The sequence below is a fragment of the Microbacterium hydrocarbonoxydans genome (assembly GCF_900105205.1).
Classification (GTDB): domain Bacteria; phylum Actinomycetota; class Actinomycetes; order Actinomycetales; family Microbacteriaceae; genus Microbacterium; species Microbacterium hydrocarbonoxydans.
In genome coordinates this window covers 2,970,393-2,986,975 of record NZ_FNSQ01000005.1, presented here as the reverse complement: position 1 = coordinate 2,986,975, position 16,583 = coordinate 2,970,393, and the positions used below count along the sequence as shown (strand labels likewise).

Genomic DNA, 16,583 nt, shown 5'->3' with positions numbered 1-16,583 from the left:
GGTGCACTCCGCTCCGTAGCGTCGAAGGCATGGAGATCACGACCACCGACCTCGGGCTCGCAGCCCGCGTCCAGCACCTCAAGAAGACCTACGGCGCAGGAGAAGGCACCGTCCACGCGTTGGACGACGTCAGCGTCGGAATCCGCCGCGGCCAGTTCACCGCGATCATGGGACCGTCCGGATCCGGCAAGTCCACGCTCATGCACATCATGGCGGGACTCGACTCCCCGAGCGAGGGGCGGACCTGGATCGGCGACACCGAGATCACCGGACTCGGCGACCTCGATCTGACGATCCTGCGTCGGCGCCGGGTCGGCTTCATCTTCCAGGCCTTCAACCTGGTGCCCACGCTCACGGCGCTCGGAAACATCATGCTCCCGTTCGAGCTCGACGGTCGGCGTCCGAGCGCGATCGAGAAGGCCCGCATCGACGGCCTCATCCAGACCCTCGGTCTCGGATCGCGGCTGCAGCACAGGCCGCACCAGCTCTCCGGCGGACAGCAGCAGAGGGTCGCGATCGCCCGCGCGCTCGCCACGGCTCCCGATCTCGTCTTCGCGGACGAGCCGACCGGCAACCTGGACTCCAAGACCGGCCGCGAGGTGCTGCAGCTGCTCGCCACCGCGAGCCGCGAGCACGGTCAGTCCATCGCGATGGTCACCCACGATGCCATCGCCGCGAGCTACGCGGATCGTGTGCTCTTCCTGGGCGACGGTCGGATCGTCGCCGATCACCCCCGCCAGACCGCCGAAGAGATCTCCGCCTACATGCTGGCTGCCGAGGTCGCGGCATGAGCGCCGTCATCACTACGGCGACACGCACCGACGTGCCGCAGACGTCGGCCACCGGTCCCCGTCTCGCCTGGCTGCATGATCGCGGCATGGGCGCGAGCATCCTGGTCGCTGCGCTCTCCGCCGCCTTCGGCGTCGTGCTCGTCGAGACCACGGCCTACCTCGGGGCCGTGCTGCAGGCCGATCCGTTCATCGGCGACAGCGAGACGTTGGCATTCATCGTCGCCCTGCTGTCGGTGCTCCTCACCGCCGTCGCGATGTACGTCGCGGCGATCGTGACCGCCAACACCTTCTCGACCATCATCGCGGGGCGAACCCGCCAGATCGCGCTCATGCGTCTGATCGGAGCCACCGCGCGCTCGCAGCGCTCGGAGGTCGGCACGCAGGGCCTCGTGGTCGGCGTGATCGGCGCGGTACTGGGTCTCGGCGCCGGGCTGGCGATCGCCGCGATCGGCGTGCAGATCGGCTCAGGGCTGATCGCCAACGTGCCCGAGGGGTTCTCCCTCTGGCAGCCGTTCATCCTGCTCCCCGCGCTCGGTGTCGCCCTCACCACCTGGGCCGCCGCCTGGGCAGGGTCGCGTCGCGTCCTCGCCGTCACCCCGTTGCAGGCCATCGGCGGAAGCGTCGAGCGCACCCACGATGAGGTCAACCGCACCAGCCGTCACGTCGGCGCGTGGGTGCTGCTGATCTCCGGGGCGATCCTGCTGGCCGCCGGCGTCGCCGTGGGTCTCGTGCATCCGCTCGGCGTGGTCATCGCGTTCCTCGGCGGCCTGCTGTCGTTCACGGGACTCGCGCTCGGGTCGGTGCTGTTCATGCCGCCGGTGCTGCGGCTGGTCGGTCGCATGTTCGGGTCGAGCGCCACGGCGAGGCTCGCGGCCGAGAACGCGCTGCGCTACCCGGAGCGGTCCTCGCGCATGGCGATCGGGGTGGTCATGGGCGTCACGCTGGTGACGATGTTCGCCGTCGCCCTGGAATCGGTCAAGCAGATGCTGATCGGGCAGGTCGAGGGAGAGGTCCCCGCGGAGTTCTTCACCCCGTTCGACGCCTTCGCCGCGGTGATGATGGTGCTCGTGGCGGTCTCCGCCGTGATCGCGGCGGTCGGGCTCGTCAACCTCCTCACCATCGGGGTCGTGCAGCGTCGGCGCGAGCTCGGGCTGCTGCGCTCGATCGGACTGTCCAACACCCAGGTCCGCCGGATGGTGCTGCTCGAGGCCACCCACATCACGGTCGCCGCGACCCTCACCGGACTCGTCCTCGGCATCGTCTACGGCTGGATCGCCGCGCAGTCGCTGCTCGGCTCGACCCCGACGCTCCCCGATTTCGAGCCGGCCGGACTCGTCGCTCCGCACGTGCCGTGGCTGCCCGTGGTCATCATCGTCGCCGCGACGGCCGTGCTCACGCTCGTCGCGGCGGCCACGCCCACGCGGCTCGCGACGAGGGTGGCTCCGGTCGAGGCGCTCGCCGCCGACTGACGCCCTGCCGACGCCCCGACGATCGCCGCCGCGACCGTCGGGGCGTCGCCGTATCCGGTCGGCTCTAGGCTGGAGCGATGCCGTCTCCCTTCGATCAGTCCACATATCAGGTGCGCCTCGACTGGGGTGTCGCGGGGCTGCAGCGCCTGGCACCCGCGGATGTCGTGGTGGTGGTCGATGTGCTGCGATTCTCGTCGAGCGTCGCGGATGCCGTGGCCTCGGGGGGCTCGGTGCGGCTCGACGACGCAGTGGGGTGGTCGCGCAACGGCGCGGCTGTCGCGGCCGCTGCTCAGGTGCAGGGTGCGGTCGTGCTGGTCGGCGGTCTGCGCAACGCCTCGGCGGTGGCGCGGGCCGTGACGACGCTGCAGGAGCGCAACGGGTCGCGCACCTCGGTGGCGGTGATCGCGGCCGGTGAGGCGGATGGAGCCGGGATGCTCCGGTTCGCCGTCGAGGACCAGCTCGGAGCGGGAGCGATCATCGCCGCCCTCACCGACCTGGGCATCGACCACACGGCGCCGGACGCGGCTGTCGCCGCCGAGGGTTTCCGCGCACTGCGACGCGCGCTTCGTCACCTGATCGGCGCGAGCGGCTCCGCGCGCGAGCTCGCCGACGGCGTCGCCGCGACCGATCGGATGCTCTCATCCGGCGTCACCCCGACGACGACCGCGCGGGCCGCCGAGGTCGACGCGCTCGATGTCGTGCCGGTGCTCCGAGAGGGAGCGTTCGTCGTCTTCGAGTGACCCGCCCGTGCGCGCTCTCGCAACAGGCCGGGTGCCCGGCGCGGGATCCTGCGCCGGCGACGTAGGGTCGTGGCATGAGGTACGTCCCCGCTCTCATCCTCGACGCCCTGTTCGTGCTCGTGTTCGCCGTCATCGGTCGCGCCTCGCACGAGGAGGACCCCGGTGGATTCCTGATCACCGCGTGGCCCTTCATCGTCGCGCTGCTGCTCGGTCACCTGATCGCCGCGCTGCTGCCGGCCCGGCCTCGCCGCCCCTGGTCACTGGGCTGGGGTGCCGTCGTGTGGGTGGTGACGGTCATCGGCGGGATGCTGCTGCGGATCGTCTCGGGCGAGACCGCCCAGACCGCCTTCATCATCGTCGCGACCCTGGTGCTGGGGGTCTTCCTCGTCGGCTGGCGAGCGGTGGCCGCGCTGCTGCGTGGGCGGGCTGCGCGTACCCGGGACGAGCGCGACGCGGCGACCGGTGGAGCGGGGCCGGACGCTACGGCAGCCGGAGATCCGATCGCAGGCGAACCCGATCCGTCCGACTCGGCGCCGCACCGAGAAGCAGACGCCGCCTCGGACCCTGAGCATCCGACGAGCTGACGGCACGCATCGGTCGGCTTCACGTCGTGCTCGGTTCGGCGACCGGACCGGGATCGACTGGAGCGGCCGCACCTCAGCCAGGCCGCGCCGCGCTGATCAGCGCGACATCTGCGCGGCGAGCTTCGTGTCCGCGGTGATCTCGCGTCGCGTCCAGGCGAACAGATACCGGGCGTCATAGGAGCGTGAGCAGCGAGCGCACGACGTGGCGCGCGCGGGACGACGATGGCGGTACGTGACGTGACCGACCGGGCACTCGCCCACCCAGGGGGCGAGCTCGACCGCGGTCTCACCGCGATGGGTCGTGCCGCCGACGTAGCCGAGGTCTCTCGCCACGCGCTTCCAGGCGGGGCCATGGGCGGCCTCATGCCCGGCGAGCGCGTGCGCGACCTCGTGCAGGAGCACCTGGTGGATCTCGTCGTCCTCGAACCGGGCAGCCAGATATCGCGACACGGTGATGCGCTTGCGGGTGTAATCGCACTGCCCGGCCCGCCTCTTCGCGTGGTCGAAGCCGAACGACCAGCTGTCGTCGAGATGCAGCGTGATCAGTGCTTCGCCCCAGACGCGCACCCGGTCAAGTTCCGCCATGGGATCAGGCTAAGCCATGCCGCCGACATCGCTGTGCACAGGCGCATCAGCCGGCGACGAGCTGCGACGTCCGGCGACGCTCCGCCGCCTCGATCGCGAGCAGCACGGTCTCGAGCTCACGGTCCTGCGCCCCCGCCTCGCGGCGCAGGAACAGCGACTGCTTGAAGCTCTCGCGAGCCGTCTCGTAATCTCCGGCCTCGTACGCGTTGCGGCCATGGTGGTGGTGGGCGAACGCGGCGATGGACGCCCAGCGCTGGCCCTCCGCCTCCGAGGCGCAGGTGGCGAGCTCCTGCTCGGCTGCGGCGTGCGCGCCACGGTGCTGGAGGATCGTGGCGTGCAGCACGCGGGCCCGGAGGACGTCCTTGCGGGTGCCGGCCATGCGCGACTGTCGGACGGCCTCGTCTGCCAGAGGAAGCGCCTCGTCCAGTCGATCCAGGACCTTCAGAAGCCATACGCGTTCGAGCAGGGCAGGAAGGCTCCGCTGACCCTCGATCTCCTCGAGTCGTGCCGCACATTCATCGAGATCGACCAGCTCGCGCAGCGTCTCCTGGTCGTACCCTCGGATGAAACTCATTGCTCTCCTTCCGCAGCGGTCCCCACACCAGTGTGCCTCGGGTCGGCGCCGGTCGAGGGGCGGCACGCCCCTGGCGCGCGCATCCGATCTCGGAGAACCCGATCTCGACCGGACCGGCAGCGGGAAGGGGCGGTCAGCGCAGGAACAGCGACGCGTCAGGGCGCGGCGAGGCGACCGCATCCGCGTCCGTCACGACCCGCGCACCCTGCACGAATGCCGTGACCTCTGCGCCCTGGGCGATCTTCGCCGGGTGGGGGCCGGCCGCCAGCATCCGCGGGAGCCATTCGGTCGGGAGCGGCGCGGCCGATGCGGCGATCACGAGGTTCCCGAAGCGTCGGCCCTTGAGCACCTGGGTGTCCGCGAGGACGCCGATCTCGGGTAGCACCTCGGCGATCGTCGCGACCTGTCGACGGGCGAAGGCGAGTCCGGGGCCGTCGGCGACATTGACGAGCAGGACTCCGCCGGGGGTGAGGAGCTCCGCGAGCTCCCGGTAGAACTCGAGGCTGGTGAGGTGCGCCGGCGTCTGGGCGCCGGAGTAGACGTCTGAGACCACGAGATCGCAGGCGCCCACGATCGCCGGTGGCAGTCGACGCACGCCTTCGCGCGCATCCCCGATCCGCAGTCTGATGGCCGCTCCGCGCGTGAGCGGCAGGTGTTCGCGGACGAGAGCGGCCAGAGGGGCTTCCAGCTCCACGACCTGTTGACGGGAGCCCGGCCTCGTCGCCTCGATGTAGCGGGGGATGGTGAGGGCGCCGGCCCCGAGATGGACGGCGGTGAGAGGGCCGGCCGGCAGCTGGTCGATCACGGCGCCCATGCGCACGATGTACTCGAAGTGCAGGTGGGTGGGATCGTCGAGGTCGACGTGCGATTGAGGCGTGTCATCGACGATCAGCTCGAAGCCGGTCGTGAACTCCGACGGCACGATGCGCGCGATGCCGCCGTGGTCGAGCCGGGCCTGCGGATGCTCCGTGTCTCGTGCTCGCGTCCTGCCCATGCTCCGAGACTACGCGCTCACTCCGCCTGGTTCCCGACCGAGCACGTCTGCTGATCGACGCTCTGGCCCGAGATCTCCGGCGGCAGCGTCGCACGCGTCTGCGGCGCATCGGTCGGGTCCGCGGTCGGCGGCGCGGAGGGCGGCGGCGTCGCGAGCTCGACGCTCCGGTGTGTCGCCACGTCGCCGGACAGGGCGATCGGCTCGCCCGCGATGAGCGCCGCCCACAGGGGAGCGGCGGCGTCGTAGTCCGGCACCACCTTGTCGCTGTCGTCCGGATCCTCGAGGTTCGGGTACTGCACGAACACGAAGTCCGAGAACTTGACGTCGTTGAGCGCCAACGCGAGCTGGCTGAGGGTGAGGGCGTTGCTGAGCGACTCGCTGGGCACGATGTTGTCGGCGACCGTGTTCATCAGCCGCAGCACCTTTCCGGGGTCCGTTAGCGTCTCCGCGCTCAGCACCTTCCTGGCCAGCCGCGACATGTACTGCTGCTGGTTCGAGATGCGCGCCAGATCGCTCTCGTCGCCGACTCCGTGCCTCGTGCGGATGAACGCGAGGGCGCTCGCTCCGGAGACCGTGTGGGTGCCGACCGGCAGGTCGATGCCGGCGAGGGTGTCGTGGATGCCGTCACCGGCGACGCACACCTCGACGCCGCCGATCGCATCGGTGATCGCGATCACGCCGTCGAAGCTGATCTTGGCCGCGAACTCGATCGGCAGCCCGCTGAGGTCGCTCACCGTCTTCGCGATGCATGACACCCCCGCGTGGTCGAAGAGGGAGTTGATCGGGGCCTTCTCCATCGCGGATGCCGTCGAGCCGTCGGGCCTGGCGCACTCCGGGACCTCGACGCCCAGGTCGCGGGGGAAGGAGACGACCGTGACGTTGCGCGGTGCGGCGGAGACGTGGACGAGGAGGTTCACATCGTTGCGGCTGCCCTCGTCGGTCTTCTCGCAGCGTTCGCCGAGCAGTTTCGTCGAGACCGCCCCGCACTCGTCGGTGCCGACGATGAGGACGTTGAAGGCCTTGTCGCTCGGATACGCGCCGAGCGAGGGCGGGGCGACCTCGGCGTCGTCCTCGAGGGCGACCGCGCCGTCTCCCACACGGTTCAGCACGTCGATGACGATGAAGCTCGCCACCGCGACGGATGAGACGATGAGTACGCCGAGGGCCACTCCGAGGAGTCGGAGGAACGTGGACATCGCGGTCGGCGTCGGCAGGTCGGCATGGCGCGCGACCGTGGCGCGCGTCGCGTCGTCGAGGGCCCCTGGCATGCGCAGAGCCTACCCGCGAGGGGCGATGTTACGGCCGCATGACGTTTCTGAGAATAACTTGCAGGGAATTAGTTAGTGATGAATACTTTTTCCTACGTGGTAGGCATCCGATGCCGCCAGGACGTTCAAAGAGGAGATCCCTGATGCACAAGCGCATTCTTCCGGTCGTGGCGCTCGGCGCCGTGGCCACCCTGGGCCTGGCGGCCTGTGCCGGCGGTGGCGGCGACAACGGCGGAGCCGTCGACGGAGAGGGCCAGGAGCTCACCGTCTGGATCATGAAGGGCACGAACCCCGACGCGACCGCGTTCTACGACGAGGTGTCCGCGGCCTTCGAGGAGGAGACCGGTGCGACGGTCAAGATCGAGGAGATCCAGTGGGCGGATGCTCACGATCGTTTCGTGACCTCGATCGCCGGCGGCACCACGCCCGACATCGCCGAGACCGGCACCACCTGGACCGCCGAGTTCGCCGACGCCGGCGCGCTCGAGGCGCTGGACGAGTACGTCGACGGCGAGAAGGGCCTGCGCAAGGACCTCGTCGACGGGCTCGCGGAAGCCGGCACCTACGACGACAGCCTCTACGGCATGCCGTGGTACGCGGGTGTGCGTTCGATCGTCTACCGCACCGACGTGTTCGAGGAGCTCGGACTCGAGGCGCCGAAGACGTGGGACGACATCGTCACCGCAGGCGAGGCCATCAAGGCCGCCAAGCCCGACATGCTGCCGTTCCCCGTCGCCGGTGACGCCGAGTTCCAGGTCTACCCGTGGGTCTGGGGCGCAGGCGGCGAGGTCGCGACGCTCGACGGCAAGACCTGGACGAGCGAGCTCGACAGCGACGAGTCGCAGGCCGGCATCGAGTTCTACACCGGACTCGCCACCGAGCACGGCTTCTCCTCCGCGGGTGCGACCACCTGGAAGGAGACGGACCTGCGTGACGCGTTCACCCAGGGCAACGTCGCCATGATGCTCTCGGGGTCCTGGACCCCGAAGGCGCTCATCGAGGCGAACCCCGACCTCGAGGGAAAGATCGGCGCTGCGGTCATCCCGGGAGAGGACGGCGGCATCGCGCCGTCCGTGCTCGGCGGATCGCACCTCTCGGTCTTCAACACGACCAAGAACGCCGACCTCGCGTGGGAGTTCGTCAAGCTCATGACCACGGGTGAGTTCGCCGAGAAGTGGGCGGACGAGACGGGCTACTTCCCCGGCGTCCAGTCCGCGATGGAGGAGGCGCTCGCCTCGACCGACCCGCTCGTCGCTCCGTTCGCGCAGCAGATGGTGGAGGGCGGCGCCTCGGTGCCGGTCACCCCGAACTTCGGAGCCGTGCAGGCGAAGAAGACCACCAACTCGATGATCCAGGCCATCCTCAGCGGGCAGAAGGACGTCGCCGCCGCGACGAAGGATGCCGCCGCCGAGATGACCGAGCTGCTCAACAAGTAAGGCTGCATCCCTTCATGTCGATGGTGCACGCGCCGCTGCCGGCCACGAAGACGGAGTCCACCTCCGCCTCCGTGGCCGGCGGCCGGCCGCCCAAGCGGGGTTTCTCGCTGATCACGGCCCGCCCCTGGCTCCTTCTCGCCCCCGGTCTGGCCATCCTCGCGGTGCTCATGCTGTGGCCGCTGATCCAGGTCGTCATCTACTCGCTGCAGGACTACGGTCTGCGCGAGATCAACACCGGCGAGAGCAACTGGATCGGCGTCGACAACTACGTCGAGGCGCTCACCGACCCGACGCTCTGGACGGTCGTCCTTCCCAACACCGTCGGGTTCGCCGCGGTCGCGGTGTTCGTCACGGTCGCCGTCGGAACGCTCGTCGCCCTCCTGCTGGCGAAGCTCGGCACCGTCTGGCGCACCATCGTCTCCAGCTGCATCATGGTCGCGTGGGCGATGCCCGCCGTGACCGGCACGTACGTCTGGACCTTCATCTTCGATGCCGACCGCGGCATCTTCAACACCGTTCTGCAGGACCTCGGACTGATGGATGACCCGGTGAACTGGTTCACCAACCAGTGGTCGTTCTACGCGATCGTGCTGCTGAACGTCGTGCACCACGGCTTCCCGTTCGTCGCGATCACGGTGCTCGCCGGTCTGCTCGGCGTCTCGAAGGAGATGCTCGAGGCGGCCGCCCTCGACGGGGCGAATGCGTGGATGCGGTTCTGGAAGATCATCTTCCCGACCCTCAAGCCGGTGTTCTCGGTGGTCATCATCCTGTCGACGATCTGGGACTTCAAGGTCTTCGCGCAGGTCTACCTGATGCCAGGTGGAGGCGGCGGCAACCGCTCCGTGCTGAACCTCGGCGTCTGGTCGTACGTCGAGTCCTTCGGCCAGAACCGCTACGGCTTCGGTGCCGCGCTCGCCGTGCTGCTCACCCTCGTGCTGATCGGCATCACGATCGTGTACATCCGCTCCCTCATGAAGGAGGACGAGCTGTGAACCCGCGCCCGTCTGTCATGTCGCGCGTCGGGACCGGCATCGCGATCGCCGCCGTCCTGATCTTCACCCTGTTCCCCGTGTACTGGATGGTCTCCAGCGCGCTCGATGCGAAGGCATCCAGTGGCGGTCAGTCGCTGCTGCCGCAGGAGTTCACCTTCGACAACTTCGCCTTCGTGCTGACCGACGGCGGGTTCGGCACGTACCTGCGCAACTCCGCGATCGTGGCGGTCGTCACGGTGCTGGTCAGCGCCCTGGTCTGCCTGCTCGCCGCGGTGGCCGTCGCGCGATTCCGGTTCAAGTTCCGCACCACCATCCTGATGATGATCCTGGTCGTGCAGATGGTGCCGTTGGAGGCGCTCGTCATCCCGCTGTTCCTGCAGGTCAAGAGCCTCGGTCTACTCAACAGCATCCTCGGTCTGATGGTCGTGTACGTCGCCCTCTCGCTCGCCTTCGGGATCTGGATGCTGCGCGGATTCGTCGCAGCCGTCCCGGTAGAGCTCGAGGAGGCCGCGTACATCGACGGCGCCAGCTGGTGGCGGATGTTCCGCTCGATCCTGCTGCCGCTCGTGATGCCCGGTCTCGTCGCGACGAGCATCTTCAGCTTCATCACGGCGTGGAACGAGTTCATCTTCGCCATGACGATCCTCGGCAGCGCCACCGATCAGTACACGGTGTCCATCGGTCTGAAGTCGTTCTTCGGGCTGCACTCGAACGACTGGGGCAGCATCATGGCGGCCTCCACGATCATCACGATCCCGGTCATGGTGTTCTTCGTGATCGTGCAGCGTCGGCTCTCCGCCGGCATGGTCGCGGGCGCGGTGAAGGGATGAGCGACGACCTCGCCCGTCTCGCCAACGGAGTGCTCTGGCCGGGCTTCTTCGGCACCGAGCCGCCCGCGTGGCTGCTCGACGAACTGGGCGACGGCCTGGCCGGTGTCGTCTACTTCGGGCAGAACATCGGAGACGGCCTCGCCGAGATGAGCGCGCGGATTCGAGAGACGAATCCGGATGCCCTGATCGGCGTCGACGAGGAGGGCGGCAGCGTCACCCGCCTGGAGTCCGCCACAGGATCCACACTCCCTGGCGCCGCGCAGCTCGGCGTGCTCGACGACGTCGAGGCCACCAGGATGACCGGGGCCGAGCTCGCTCGCCGCGTGGCCGAGGTCGGCGCGAACGTCGTGCTCGGGCCGGTCGCCGATGTCAACACCGACCCGCGCAATCCCGTGATCGGAGTGCGCTCATTCGGCAGCGACGAGGCCCTCGTCTCCCGCCATGTGCGGGCGGCCGTGGCCGGCATCCAGAGCGGCCCAGCGGCGGCCTGTGTCAAGCACTTCCCCGGCCACGGTGACACGCACGTCGACTCGCACCATGCTCTTCCGGAGATCGCGCTCGACCTCGACGAGTTCGAGCGCGTGCATCTCGCTCCGTTCCGTGCGGCGATCGCTGCGGGAGTCGATGCGATCATGACCGCGCACATCGTCGTCCCGGCATGGGGAGAGGCACCCGCGACGCTGAATCCGCGCGTGCTCGAGATGCTGCGCGACTGGGGCTTCGACGGAGTGATCATCTCCGACGCCCTCGACATGGCGGCGATCAGGGAGACCGTCGGCATCGGTCGTGGGGCAGCCCTCGCGCTCGCCGCCGGCACGGACCTGCTGTGCATCGGCAACCCGACGAATCCGGGCGAGGCCGCGCTCGCAGATCAGGACAGACGCGACTTCCTCGACGCCCGCGACGGCATCGTCGCAGCACTGCTCGACGGATCGCTGAGCCGGGGCCGGGTCGAGGAGGCGGCGCAGCGGGTCGCGGCTCTGGCCGAGAAGCTCCGGGCGCGCGAGGCCGCGGTGTCGCCGGCTGGGGGCTACGACGCGCGCGACATCGTCGACCGGGCGATCAGCGGTGCGACGGCGGATGAGGCGTCGCTCGCCGTCGTCGATGCCCGTCGCCGCTCGACCCTCGCGGTCGACAGCGCGGGTGCCTATGTCGCCGAGGCCCTGGCCGAGGACGGCCACCGGGCGCGGCTCGACGTCGCAAGGTCGTCGCTCGAGGAGCAGGACGCCGCGCTCGACGCTGCGGTCGCTGCAGAAGGGCTCACGGTGATCCTGCTGGACCGACCGGATGCGGACGACGCGCAGCGCGCGCTCGTCGAGCGGGCCGCCGCGCGCGACCCCGAGACGGTCGTGGTGAACGTCGGACTGGCTGCTCGGCGCGCGCTGCCGCTGCCCGTCATCGAGGTGGGCGCGGCCAGCAGGATCGGCGCTCAGACGGCCAGATCCCGTCTCCTGAAGGGGGCGCCGCGCCGCGCCGATCTTCCGCCGGACGGTGCAGGACGGCCCGACTGAGGCAGGATGACACCGTGGACGCCGATGTTCTCGCGCTGGTGCGCCGATCCGTTCCCCGACTGAGTGCTGCCGAAGCACGGGTCGCGGAGACGATACTCGGTGACCCCACGCTCGTCGTCGACCTGGCCATCAACGACCTCGCCCAGCTCTGTCACACCTCGCTGTCGACGGTCGCCCGCTTCGCGCAGTCCCTGGGGTTCAGCGGCTATCGGGAGCTGAGGGTCGCTGTCGCCCGCACCGTCACGCTCGCGCAGGCGCAGCAGGCCAGGTTCGGGCTGGACACCACCGAGATCGATCCGGAGGACGAGCCGTCGGCCATCGCCGCCAAGCTCGCGTCGCAGGAGATCGACGCGATCGAGAAGACGGCGCGGGGGCTGGATGCGGATGCGCTGGACCGCGTCGCGCGCGCGGTCGTCGCCGCGCGGCATGTCGACCTCTTCGGCCAGGCCGCGTCCTCGCTCACCGCGCAGGATCTGCAGCAGAAGCTCGCGCGCATCGGCTGCTCGGTCGCGCACTCGGCCGACCCCCACCTGGCGCTGACGACGGCATCGCTGCGCAACCAGGACGACGTGGTGATCGCGTTCTCCCACGGCGGCGAGACGCAGGAGGTCGTCAGAGCCGTGGAGGTCGCGAGGGACGCGGGAGCACTGTCGGTCGCCATCACCAGTGCACCGGACTCGACTCTCGCGCTGGCCGCCGACATCGTGCTGCTCACCTACGCGCAGGAGTCCCCGTTCCGGATGGCGGCGATGTCGAGCCGCATAGCGCAGCTGGCGCTCGTCGACATCCTGTTCGTCCGTGTGGTGCAGCATCGCGGTGAACCCGTTGTCATCCCCCTGCAGCTCACGCACGACGCCGCAGTGACACGGCGCCGTCGCTGACCCGGCGCCGTCGCTGACCCGAGCAGAGCCGACGGCTGCTCGCGCGGGTCGTCAGTCGACGTGATCCCGGGTGCTGACGAGGACCCTCGTCGCGATCCGATGCGCCCTCGCAAGACTCCCGGTGAGCGAGAGGCCGGTCAGCACGCCGGCGAGGAATCCGGCGGCGAACGCGTCTCCCGCGCCGATCGACTCGACGACGGGGACGTCGAGCGAGCGGCTCTCCGTGCGCTCGGCCCCGTCGAACGCGACGGCGCCGTCCGGGCTCGTGGCGAGCAGGTATCGGGGCTCGGGGAACAGCGCGCGCAGCTGCTCGGGCTCGGAGGTGCCGAACACCGCCTCGGCGTCCGGACGCGTGCAGAAGAGGATGTCGGCACGACGGGCGAGGTCGGCGATCACGTGGCGCCCCTCGTCCTCGCGCCCACGCCAGAGCGCGGGGCGCCAGTTCAGGTCGAAGCTCAGCAGCCGGCCGTCGCGGGGCCGGTCGAAGACGGCGTCCTGGGTGGCGCGAGCAGACGGGGAGAGAGCGGGGGTGATGCCGGTCGTGTGCACGAGCGCCGCCTCGGCCAGCAGAGCGGATGCCGGGGGAGCGGCGAGCGTGGCAGGGGACATCCGCGAGGCCGCAGATCCCGCCCGGTAGTAGTGCATCGTCCCGTCGATCGATCCATCGGGCCGAGGCGAGAGCTCCTTCACGTAGAGGCCGGTGGGCGCGTCGGCGTCGATCTCGACGGCCGAGTCGTCGACGTCGTGCCTGCGCAGCTCGGAGGTGAGGAATCGCCCGAAGCCGTCATCGCCGACGCGGGACACGACGGCCGCGCGGATGCCGGCGGATGCGAGGGCGATCGCCGTGTTCCACTCCGCTCCGGCGAGCGAGCGATGGAAGGTTCTGGCGTCCTCGAGAGGAGCGGCGGTCGCGGGGACGAAGGAGACCAGGCCCTCGCCCAGGCAGGCGGCGAGCGGAGACGTGTCGGGCACGTTCTGGACACTACCGGATCGCCGTCGACGCAGAATATCCGATACCGGAATGCAACCTGGAGGTGTTTTGCATCGGTCTGCCCACTGGGTAGCGTCGAGGAATCACCGTTTCCGGAGTCGACGACGCCTCCGGAACGCGCACTGCAGCGCTCGACAGGAAGGTCACACAATGCACCACACAGTCATGCGTCGGCGAGGACTCATCGCCGTCACCGGAGCAGCGCTCGCCGCGCTGGTCCTCTCGGGATGCGTCGCCAGCGAGCGCGGCGACGGCGGCTCCGAGGGCTCTGGGGATGTGGACGGCACGTTCGTGTTCGCCGCGTCCTCCGACCCCGCCAGCCTCGACCCGGCATTCGCCCAGGACGGCGAGAGCTTCCGCGTCTCCCGTCAGATCTTCGAGGGCCTCGTCGGCACGAAGCCCGGCACCGCCGACCCCGCGCCGCTCCTCGCCGAGAAGTGGGAGTCGTCGGAGGACGGCATGAGCCACACCTTCACGCTGAAGGAGGACGTGACCTTCCACGACGGCACGCCGTTCAACGCCGAGGCCGTGTGCGCGAACTTCGACCGCTGGTTCAACTGGACCGGTCTCGCCGCCTCCGAGGCATTCGGCTACTACTACAACAAGCTCTTCAAGGGCTACGCAGCGAACGCCGCCGACGCGGTCTACAAGTCCTGCACCCCTGACGGCGACTACTCGGTCACCATCGACCTGAACAAGCCGTTCGCCGGCTTCGTCGCGTCGCTGTCGCTGCCGTCCTTCTCGATGCAGAGCCCGTCGGCCCTGCAGGAGTTCGGCGCAGACGACGTCAGCGGCTCGGCCGAGGCGCCGGTGCTGTCCGAGTACGCGATGGGTCACCCGGTCGGCACCGGCCCGTACCAGTTCGACGAGTGGGCGCCGGGTGAGCAGGTCACCCTCAAGGCCTACGACGACTACTGGGGCGAGGCAGGGCAGATCGACGAGATCATCTTCCGCACGATCGACGACCCGACCGCACGCCGCCAGGCGCTCGAGTCCGGCTCGATCGACGGGTACGACCTCGTCGGACCGGCCGACACCAAGGCTCTCGAGGACGACGGCTTCACGATGGTGTCGCGTCCTCCGTTCACGATCCTGTACCTGGCGTTCAACCAGGCGCTTCCAGAGCTGCAGGACCCCAAGGTCCGCGAGGCGCTCTCGTACGCGGTCGACAAGGACGCGCTGATCAGCCAGGTCCTGCCTGAGGGCACCGAGAAGGCGACCCAGTTCGTCCCCGAGGTCGTCAACGGCTACAACCCGGACGTCACCACGTACGACTACGACCCCGAGAAGGCGAAGGAGCTCCTCGCCGAGGCCGGCTATGACGAGTCCAACCCGCTGAAGCTGACCTTCAACTACCCGGTCAACGTCTCGCGCCCGTACATGCCGGACCCCGAGCAGATCTTCACGGTCCTCTCGTCGCAGCTCGCCGAGGTCGGCGTCGAGACCACCCCGGTCTCGGAGGAGTGGGTCGAGTACCTCGACCGCACCACCGGCACGTCTGACCACGGCATCCACCTCCTGGGCTGGACCGGCGACTACAACGACACCGACAACTTCGTCGGCGTGTTCTTCGGACAGAAGAGCTCGGAGTGGGGCTTCGACAACCCCGAGCTGTTCCAGGCGCTGACCGAGGCGCGCGGCGTCTCGAACCTCGAGGACCAGACGGCCCTCTACGAGGACATCAACGAGATGGTCGCGGAGTTCATCCCCGGTGTGCCGCTCGCGCACCCCGCGCCCACCCTGGCGTTCGACTCGCGTGTCGAGAGCTACCCCGCCAGCCCGGTGAACGACGAGGTCTTCACGGACATCGTCCTCACCAAGTAGGTCTGACCGACTGAGATGCCCACCCGGGTCTCCGCGCTCGTCGCGGGGGCCCGGGACCGGCGTACCTTCTGACAACGGAGACCTCTTGCTGCGCACCATCGGCAGGCGACTGCTTTTCCTCATCCCCACCCTGCTCGGGCTCAGCATCCTGCTGTTCGCCTGGGTCAGGGCCCTGCCAGGCGGACCAGCGGTCGCCCTTCTCGGTGAGAAGGCGACCCCGGATGCCATCGCCAGGGTCAACGAGCTCTACGGCTTCAACAAGCCGATCCTGGAGCAGTACTTCATCTGGATCGGCCGGCTTCTGCAGGGCGACTTCGGGACGTCCATCCAGACGAACCGGCCCGTGGTGGAGGAGTTCTTCCGGCGCTTCCCGGCGACCATCGAGCTGAGCGTCGTGGCGCTCATCTTCGCCGTCGGCGTCGGCATCCCGCTCGGCTACTGGGCCGCGAGGCGGCACGGGAAGTTCACGGACCACGCGTCCGTGGTCCTGAGCCTCGTGGGCATCACCATCCCGGTGTTCTTCCTGGCGTTCATCCTCAAGTACGTCTTCGCGGTGCAGCTCGGCTGGCTGCCGTCCGACGGACGACAGGATCCGCGGATCGACGCGACGCATCCGACCGGCTTCTATGTCTGGGACGGGCTCATCACGGGCGAGTTCGACGCGGCGTGGGATGCGATCCTGCATCTCGTGCTGCCGGCGCTCGCACTCGGGACGATCCCGCTCGCGATCATCGTGCGCATCACCAGGGCGAGCGTCCTGGAGGTGCAGAACGCCGACTACGTGCGCACCGGCCGCGCCAAGGGCGTCGGCGCCTCGACGCTGCGCAGCCGGTTCATCCTGCGCAACGCGATGCTGCCGGTGATCACCACGATCGGGCTCCAGACGGGGCTCCTGATCTCGGGAGCCGTGCTCACGGAGACCGTGTTCGCGTTCCCCGGTATCGGATCGTTCCTCGCGAGGGCGATCTTCACCAGGGACTTCCCGGTGCTCCAGGGGTTCATCATCTTCATCGCGATCGCCTATGCGCTGATCAACCTGGCGGTCGACGTGTCCTACAGCTTCATCGATCCGAGAGTGCGGGTGCAGTGATGTCCCGTCTCGTTCTCCGAAAA

The 16,583-nt window shown here is 69.2% G+C and carries 16 protein-coding genes; 11 read left to right on the top strand and 5 right to left on the bottom strand.

What is annotated here, in order from left to right; translation table 11 throughout:
* Window positions 1-29: 29 nt before the first annotated feature.
* The 4 genes from BLW44_RS14650 (at window position 30) to BLW44_RS14635 (ending at window position 3,584) form a co-directional block, all read left to right on the top strand.
* Complete coding sequence (locus BLW44_RS14650; protein WP_060928601.1) at window positions 30-791, top strand: ABC transporter ATP-binding protein; 762 nt, start codon at window positions 30-32, stop codon at window positions 789-791.
* On the top strand, window positions 788-2,260 hold the full coding sequence (locus BLW44_RS14645; RefSeq protein WP_060928600.1) for an ABC transporter permease: 1,473 nt from the start codon (window positions 788-790) through the stop codon (window positions 2,258-2,260). Before BLW44_RS14650 ends, BLW44_RS14645 begins: the two co-directional genes overlap by 4 nt.
* Before the next feature lie 77 nt (window positions 2,261-2,337).
* The gene (locus BLW44_RS14640; protein WP_060928599.1) at window positions 2,338-3,000 is read left to right on the top strand and encodes a 2-phosphosulfolactate phosphatase; all 663 of its coding nucleotides are present in this window, start codon (window positions 2,338-2,340) and stop codon (window positions 2,998-3,000) included.
* Window positions 3,001-3,074: 74 nt separating this feature from the next.
* Entirely contained in the window at window positions 3,075-3,584 is a 510-nt protein-coding gene (locus tag BLW44_RS14635) for a DUF3054 domain-containing protein (protein WP_082724657.1), read from the top strand.
* Between the two features lie 96 nt (window positions 3,585-3,680).
* On the opposite strand, the gene BLW44_RS14630 is transcribed toward BLW44_RS14635, so the two are convergent.
* From BLW44_RS14630 to BLW44_RS14615, 4 genes are all read right to left on the bottom strand, one after another.
* Window positions 3,681-4,169 carry a SprT-like domain-containing protein gene (locus BLW44_RS14630; RefSeq protein ID WP_060928598.1) on the bottom strand — a complete coding sequence of 163 codons (489 nt, stop codon included), beginning with the start codon at window positions 4,167-4,169 and terminating at the stop codon, window positions 3,681-3,683.
* A gap of 46 nt (window positions 4,170-4,215) precedes the next feature.
* A complete protein-coding gene (locus BLW44_RS14625; protein ID WP_060928597.1) occupies window positions 4,216-4,743 on the bottom strand; it encodes a hypothetical protein in 528 nt (175 codons plus the stop codon).
* A 133-nt stretch (window positions 4,744-4,876) separates the two neighbouring features.
* Window positions 4,877-5,737, bottom strand: a complete 861-nt coding sequence (locus BLW44_RS14620) for a spermidine synthase (RefSeq protein WP_060928596.1) — start codon at window positions 5,735-5,737, stop codon at window positions 4,877-4,879.
* Window positions 5,738-5,754: 17 nt separating this feature from the next.
* Entirely contained in the window at window positions 5,755-7,005 is a 1,251-nt protein-coding gene (locus BLW44_RS14615) for an LCP family protein (RefSeq protein WP_060928595.1), read from the bottom strand.
* A 143-nt stretch (window positions 7,006-7,148) separates the two neighbouring features.
* On the opposite strand from BLW44_RS14615, the gene BLW44_RS14610 reads away from it, so the two are divergent.
* The 5 genes from BLW44_RS14610 to BLW44_RS14590 are packed head-to-tail and all read left to right on the top strand — an operon-like array spanning window position 7,149 to window position 12,655.
* A complete protein-coding gene (locus tag BLW44_RS14610) occupies window positions 7,149-8,441 on the top strand; it encodes a sugar ABC transporter substrate-binding protein (RefSeq protein WP_060928594.1) in 1,293 nt (430 codons plus the stop codon).
* A 14-nt stretch (window positions 8,442-8,455) separates the two neighbouring features.
* Window positions 8,456-9,433, top strand: a complete 978-nt coding sequence (locus tag BLW44_RS14605; RefSeq protein WP_060928593.1) for a carbohydrate ABC transporter permease — start codon at window positions 8,456-8,458, stop codon at window positions 9,431-9,433.
* The gene (locus BLW44_RS14600) at window positions 9,430-10,263 is read left to right on the top strand and encodes a carbohydrate ABC transporter permease (RefSeq protein WP_060928592.1); all 834 of its coding nucleotides are present in this window, start codon (window positions 9,430-9,432) and stop codon (window positions 10,261-10,263) included. The genes BLW44_RS14605 and BLW44_RS14600 overlap by 4 nt, the downstream gene beginning before the upstream one ends.
* Complete coding sequence (locus tag BLW44_RS14595) at window positions 10,260-11,774, top strand: glycoside hydrolase family 3 protein (RefSeq protein WP_074731861.1); 1,515 nt, start codon at window positions 10,260-10,262, stop codon at window positions 11,772-11,774. The genes BLW44_RS14600 and BLW44_RS14595 overlap by 4 nt, the downstream gene beginning before the upstream one ends.
* Before the next feature lie 14 nt (window positions 11,775-11,788).
* Complete coding sequence (locus BLW44_RS14590; RefSeq protein ID WP_060927515.1) at window positions 11,789-12,655, top strand: MurR/RpiR family transcriptional regulator; 867 nt, start codon at window positions 11,789-11,791, stop codon at window positions 12,653-12,655.
* Window positions 12,656-12,706: 51 nt separating this feature from the next.
* Here BLW44_RS14590 and BLW44_RS14585 read toward each other — a convergent pair whose 3' ends face one another.
* Complete coding sequence (locus BLW44_RS14585; protein ID WP_060927514.1) at window positions 12,707-13,627, bottom strand: sugar kinase; 921 nt, start codon at window positions 13,625-13,627, stop codon at window positions 12,707-12,709.
* Window positions 13,628-13,796: 169 nt separating this feature from the next.
* On the opposite strand from BLW44_RS14585, the gene BLW44_RS14580 reads away from it, so the two are divergent.
* Both BLW44_RS14580 and BLW44_RS14575 read left to right on the top strand, forming a co-directional pair.
* Window positions 13,797-15,470, top strand: coding sequence for an ABC transporter substrate-binding protein (locus BLW44_RS14580; RefSeq protein ID WP_060927513.1), 1,674 nt, complete (start codon window positions 13,797-13,799; stop codon window positions 15,468-15,470).
* A gap of 85 nt (window positions 15,471-15,555) precedes the next feature.
* A complete protein-coding gene (locus tag BLW44_RS14575) occupies window positions 15,556-16,560 on the top strand; it encodes an ABC transporter permease (RefSeq protein ID WP_060927512.1) in 1,005 nt (334 codons plus the stop codon).
* Window positions 16,561-16,583 lie beyond the last annotated feature (23 nt).

Coding starts and splice junctions, on each gene's coding strand:
- BLW44_RS14650 (WP_060928601.1), top strand. CDS start 30: ATGGAGATCACGACCACCGACCTCGGGCTCGCAGCCCGCGTCCAGCAC.
- BLW44_RS14645 (WP_060928600.1), top strand. CDS start 788: ATGAGCGCCGTCATCACTACGGCGACACGCACCGACGTGCCGCAGACG.
- BLW44_RS14640 (WP_060928599.1), top strand. CDS start 2,338: ATGCCGTCTCCCTTCGATCAGTCCACATATCAGGTGCGCCTCGACTGG.
- BLW44_RS14635 (WP_082724657.1), top strand. CDS start 3,075: ATGAGGTACGTCCCCGCTCTCATCCTCGACGCCCTGTTCGTGCTCGTG.
- BLW44_RS14630 (WP_060928598.1), bottom strand. CDS start 4,169: ATGGCGGAACTTGACCGGGTGCGCGTCTGGGGCGAAGCACTGATCACG.
- BLW44_RS14625 (WP_060928597.1), bottom strand. CDS start 4,743: ATGAGTTTCATCCGAGGGTACGACCAGGAGACGCTGCGCGAGCTGGTC.
- BLW44_RS14620 (WP_060928596.1), bottom strand. CDS start 5,737: ATGGGCAGGACGCGAGCACGAGACACGGAGCATCCGCAGGCCCGGCTC.
- BLW44_RS14615 (WP_060928595.1), bottom strand. CDS start 7,005: ATGCCAGGGGCCCTCGACGACGCGACGCGCGCCACGGTCGCGCGCCAT.
- BLW44_RS14610 (WP_060928594.1), top strand. CDS start 7,149: ATGCACAAGCGCATTCTTCCGGTCGTGGCGCTCGGCGCCGTGGCCACC.
- BLW44_RS14605 (WP_060928593.1), top strand. CDS start 8,456: ATGTCGATGGTGCACGCGCCGCTGCCGGCCACGAAGACGGAGTCCACC.
- BLW44_RS14595 (WP_074731861.1), top strand. CDS start 10,260: ATGAGCGACGACCTCGCCCGTCTCGCCAACGGAGTGCTCTGGCCGGGC.
- BLW44_RS14580 (WP_060927513.1), top strand. CDS start 13,797: ATGCACCACACAGTCATGCGTCGGCGAGGACTCATCGCCGTCACCGGA.